General features: G+C 65.6%; 3 protein-coding genes. 2 read left to right on the forward strand and 1 reads right to left on the reverse strand.

All coding sequences use genetic code 11. The features are described from left to right. The first annotated feature begins 88 nt into the window (after nt 1-88). Together parE and WC739_RS23065 are read left to right on the forward strand one after the other, a co-directional pair. Nucleotides 89-2,143: a DNA topoisomerase IV subunit B gene (gene parE / locus WC739_RS23060; protein WP_372955308.1), complete on the forward strand. Its 2,055-nt coding sequence runs from the start codon at nt 89-91 to the stop codon at nt 2,141-2,143. 42 nt (nt 2,144-2,185) lie between these two features. Continuing rightward, a complete protein-coding gene (locus WC739_RS23065) occupies nt 2,186-4,252 on the forward strand; it encodes an FUSC family protein (RefSeq protein WP_372955309.1) in 2,067 nt (688 codons plus the stop codon). A 67-nt stretch (nt 4,253-4,319) separates the two neighbouring features. Here WC739_RS23065 and WC739_RS23070 read toward each other — a convergent pair. After that, on the reverse strand, nt 4,320-4,585 hold a 266-nt coding region (locus tag WC739_RS23070), incomplete at its 5' end, for an aminotransferase class III-fold pyridoxal phosphate-dependent enzyme (RefSeq protein WP_372955310.1).

The following is a 4,585-nucleotide window of genomic DNA, read 5'->3' on the forward strand; positions in this document are numbered from 1 at the left end:
CCCGAACGTAACAGGAACTTCCGTCGCCTGGCGTTGAAAAGCGTGGCAGTATCGGCGGTGATTCGCGGCACCGGATTGTTGGGCAGGCATGGACGATAACAACGACCTTTTCGGCAACCTGGACAAGCAGCCGCAACCGGCTCGCGCACCGGCGCGCCCGGCTGATCCGCTGGTGCAAGCCACCAAGCGTCCTGTTGCGGCCAAGGATGGCAGCGAGGGCTATAGCGCTGCCGACATCGAGGTGCTGGAGGGACTGGAGCCGGTCCGGCGCCGGCCAGGCATGTATATCGGCGGCACTGACGACAAGGCGATGCACCACCTGTTCGCCGAGGTCATCGACAATTCCATGGACGAGGCGGTCGCCGGCCATGCCACCTTCATCGATGTCGAACTTTCGGCAGACGGCTACCTCGCCGTCACCGACAATGGCCGCGGCATTCCCGTCGACCCGCATCCGAAATTCAAGAAGCCCGCCCTCGAAGTGATCATGACGACGCTGCATTCGGGCGGCAAGTTCGACTCGAAGGTCTACGAGACCTCCGGCGGCTTGCACGGCGTCGGCGTGTCCGTCGTCAACGCGCTCTCGGACCATCTCGAGGTCGAGGTCGCGCGCGGCCGCCAGCTCTACCGCCAGAGATTCTCGCGCGGCGTGCCGGTGACCGGCCTGGAGCAACTCGGCGAAGTCCATAACCGACGCGGCACCAAGATCCGCTTCCATCCCGACGAGCAGATCTTCGGCAAGGGCGCCGCGTTCGAGCCGGCCCGGCTTTACCGCATGACGCGCTCGAAGGCCTATCTGTTCGGCGGCGTCGAAATCCGCTGGACCTGCGACCCTGCGCTGATCAAGGAAAAAGACCAGACGCCGCCGAAGGCGGCATTCCATTTCCCGGGCGGCCTTAAGGATTATCTGAAAGCGTCGCTCGGCGACGATTTCCAGGTGACGCGCGAGATCTTTGCGGGCAAGAGCGAAAAGCAAGGCGGCCATGGCTCGCTCGAATGGGCGGTGACCTGGTTCGGCGGCGACGGCTTCGTGAATTCCTACTGCAACACCATTCCGACCGGCGAAGGCGGCACCCATGAGGCCGGCTTCCGCAATGTGCTGACGCGCGGGCTGCGCGCCTATGCCGATCTCGTCGGCAACAAGCGCGCCTCGATAGTCACCTCGGAAGACGTCATGATTTCGGCGGCGGGCATGCTGTCGGTATTCATCCGCGAGCCGGAATTCGTCGGCCAGACCAAGGACAGGCTGGCGACGATCGAGGCGATCCGCATCGTCGAGACCGCGATCCGCGACCCGTTCGACCATTGGCTGGCAGACAATCCGCAGGAAGCGTCGAAGCTGCTCGAATGGGTGATCGCGCGTGCCGACGAGCGGGTGCGGCGCCGCCAGGAAAAGGAAGTGTCGCGCAAGAGCGCGGTGCGCAAGCTGCGTCTGCCGGGCAAGCTCGCCGACTGCACGCAGAACGCCGCCGCCGGCGCCGAACTCTTCATCGTCGAAGGTGACTCGGCCGGCGGCTCGGCCAAGCAGGCGCGAGACCGCGCCAGCCAGGCGGTCTTGCCGCTGCGCGGAAAGATCCTCAACGTGGCCAGCGCCGGCAACGACAAGCTGGCCGCCAACCAGCAGATATCGGACCTGATCCAGGCGCTGGGCTGTGGCACCCGGTCGAAATACCGTGATGAGGATCTGCGCTACGACCGCGTCATCATCATGACCGATGCCGATGTCGACGGTGCGCATATCGCCTCGCTGCTGATCACCTTCTTCTACCAGGAGATGCCGGCGCTGGTGCGCGGCGGCCATCTCTACCTCGCCGTGCCGCCGCTTTACTCGATCAGGCAAGGCGGCAAGGTCGCCTATGCCCGTGACGACGCCCACAAGGACGAGCTCCTGCGCACCGAGTTCACCGGTCGCGGCAAGGTCGAGCTTGGCCGCTTCAAGGGACTGGGCGAAATGATGGCCGCCCAGCTCAAGGAAACCACGATGGATCCGAGGAAGCGCACGCTGCTCAGGATCGACGTCATCGACGCCGAGGCCGCGACGAAGGACGCGGTCGACGCGCTGATGGGCACCAAGCCGGAAGCCCGCTTCCGCTTCATCCAGGAACGCGCCGAGTTCGCCGAGACGGAAGTGCTGGATATCTAGCCGCTCGCCGGTCCATAACAGCTCGGTTACGGAGATGGGCGTGTGAACCGGTCGCGGTTGACGAATTTCCTTGAAGCGAGCTTCACTGGTCTGACCCAGCCGACGCGCTCGGACTGGATTTTCGCCCTGCGTACCGTTTCAGCCGGCCTGATCGCGCTGCTCGTCGCCTACGCGCTCAAGCTCGATCATCCGCAATGGGCGATGATGACCGTGTTTATCGTCGCCCAGCCGGTTGCCGGCATGGTGCTGGCGAAAGGCTTCTACCGTCTGCTGGGCACGTTGGCGGGCGGCATCGCGGCTATCGGCATATCAACCGTGTTCGGCACCAACCCCTGGGTGCTGGTCACCGCGCTTGCCGTCTGGATCGGCATCTGTACATTCGTCTCGTCGCTGCTGCGCAACCCCGAGGCCTACGGCGCCGCCCTTGCCGGCTACACCGCGATGATCATAAGCCTGCCCGCCTTCGGACAGCCGCAGCTCATCGTCGACCTCGCCGTCGCGCGCTGCGCCGAGATCGTGGTCGGCATCGTATGCGCCGGCGTGACCAGCAGGCTGATCTTGCCGAAACTGGCTAGCGAGGCCCTCGTCTCGCGGTTGAAGCGCTGCATTCTCGACCTTGCCACCTATGCCGGCGGCGCCTTTTCCGGCGGCGATTTGGCGACGCTTGCCGGTCTGCACAGAAAGCTTGTCGCCGACACCGAGACGCTTGCCGAGATGCGCGCCTATGCCAGGCTCGAGGCGCCGAGCTTCGCGCCACGCGCCCATCCGGTGCGGCGCACCATCGGCCAGCTTCTTTCGGCGCTATCGGCGGCGCGCGCGCTGCATTCGCACGCGGCGCCGAGAAACGCGGCACTCTTGCCGGTGCGGGGTGAACTGCAATCCCTGGTCGGCGATCTGGTTTCGACGCCGGGGGCGCTGGACGACACCGCGCCCTGGGTAAAACGGCTCGATGCGCTCTCGGCCGAGGCACGGCGGATGCCCGATCCGTCGACCGACATGGGCGAGGACAGGGTCGGCACCATCACGCGCCTGACCATCGCCGCCGATTTCGCTGAGGCCCTCAAACAGGTGCTGCGTGGTCTCGACGCCCTGCGCGATCCTGTCGGGCGGCCTCTTCGGAGCGGCCGCCAACCCGCTCTGGTCGTGCATCGGGACTATCCCGGTGCTTTGCGCAACGCGGTCCGCGCGGCCCTGGCGACGCTGCTTGTCGCGGCGTTCTGGCTGACCACGAAATGGTCGGAGGCAGCGGGCACGGTCATCCTTGTCGCTGTCGTATCGAGCCTGTTCGCGCCCCGCCCCGATCCGGTGCAGGTCGCCTGGGGGTTTTTCAAGGGGACGCTGCTGGCTTTGCCTTTTGCCTTTCTCGTCGGGCAGATCGCGTTGCCCGTCCTCCCCGGCTTCGGCTGGTTCACGCTCTTTGTCGTGCCTATCCTTGTGCCGGCGGCCCTGGCCATGGCCAACCCGCGCCATGTCGGCGTGGCGACCGCTTTTGCCATCAACTTCCTCGCCTTCCTCAGTCCGCACCAGGCGATGGTCTACGATCCTGGACCGTTCCTGGCCGGCTCGGCGTCAATCCTGGTCGGTATCCTGCTTGCGATCGGGGTCTTCATCGTTGTGCTGCCGGTCGACCCATGGCTTGTGGCCAACCGCATCGTGCGCGCGATGCGCCAGGATCTGGCGCGGCTTTGCCTGCATGAGCGCGTCCCCAGGCGTTCCGCCTTCGAGAGCCTTGCCTACGACCGGGTCAACCAGCTGATGCCGTTGGTGCAGAATTCCGGCAGGAAGGGCGATGCCGTGCTCGGCGGCAGCGTCGCCGCAGTCACCGTCGGCCTTGAAGTCCTGCGGCTGCGCAACGCCAGCCAGAGCCAGGCCATCCCGCCGGAGACAGCGACCTCGATATCCAACTTCCTGACAGGACTGGCACGCGAACTGCTCTTCCGGGCTCCCGGCGATCCCAGCACATCGACGGTCGCCGTCGCCCGGCAATATGCGGCAGGCATCGCCCGCCGGAACGGCACCGGAGAGATGCTGCGGATCGCCGCGTCGCTGCGCATCATCGCCGCGGCGATGGAGGATTTCCCCGATTTCTTCGCCAATGACCGAGGCTAGGACGCCTCGGGTCCGGGTGCACTGCGGCTCCGGCGAACGCCTCCGCCGCACCAGATGACTGCGGGCCTTAGACCGGCAGCGCCGCCTGCAACTTCTTCAGGCTCGCTTCACAACGTTCCGCGATCTGGTCGATATCCGATTCAGTCACGATCAGCGGCGGAGAGAAGCCCAGCGTATCACCCATGCAGCGGCCGATCAGGCCGTTTTCGTAGGCAATCCGGTCAAAGGTCGGCCCTGCCTCCAGGGAGGGGTCAAACGGAGTACGCGTGGCGCGATCGGCGACGATCTCGATGCCGAGCATCAAGCCTTCGCCGCGTACGTCCCCGATGAAGG

It is taken from the genome of Mesorhizobium sp. (assembly GCF_041661565.1).
In the GTDB taxonomy this organism is placed as follows: Bacteria; Pseudomonadota; Alphaproteobacteria; order Rhizobiales; family Rhizobiaceae; genus Mesorhizobium.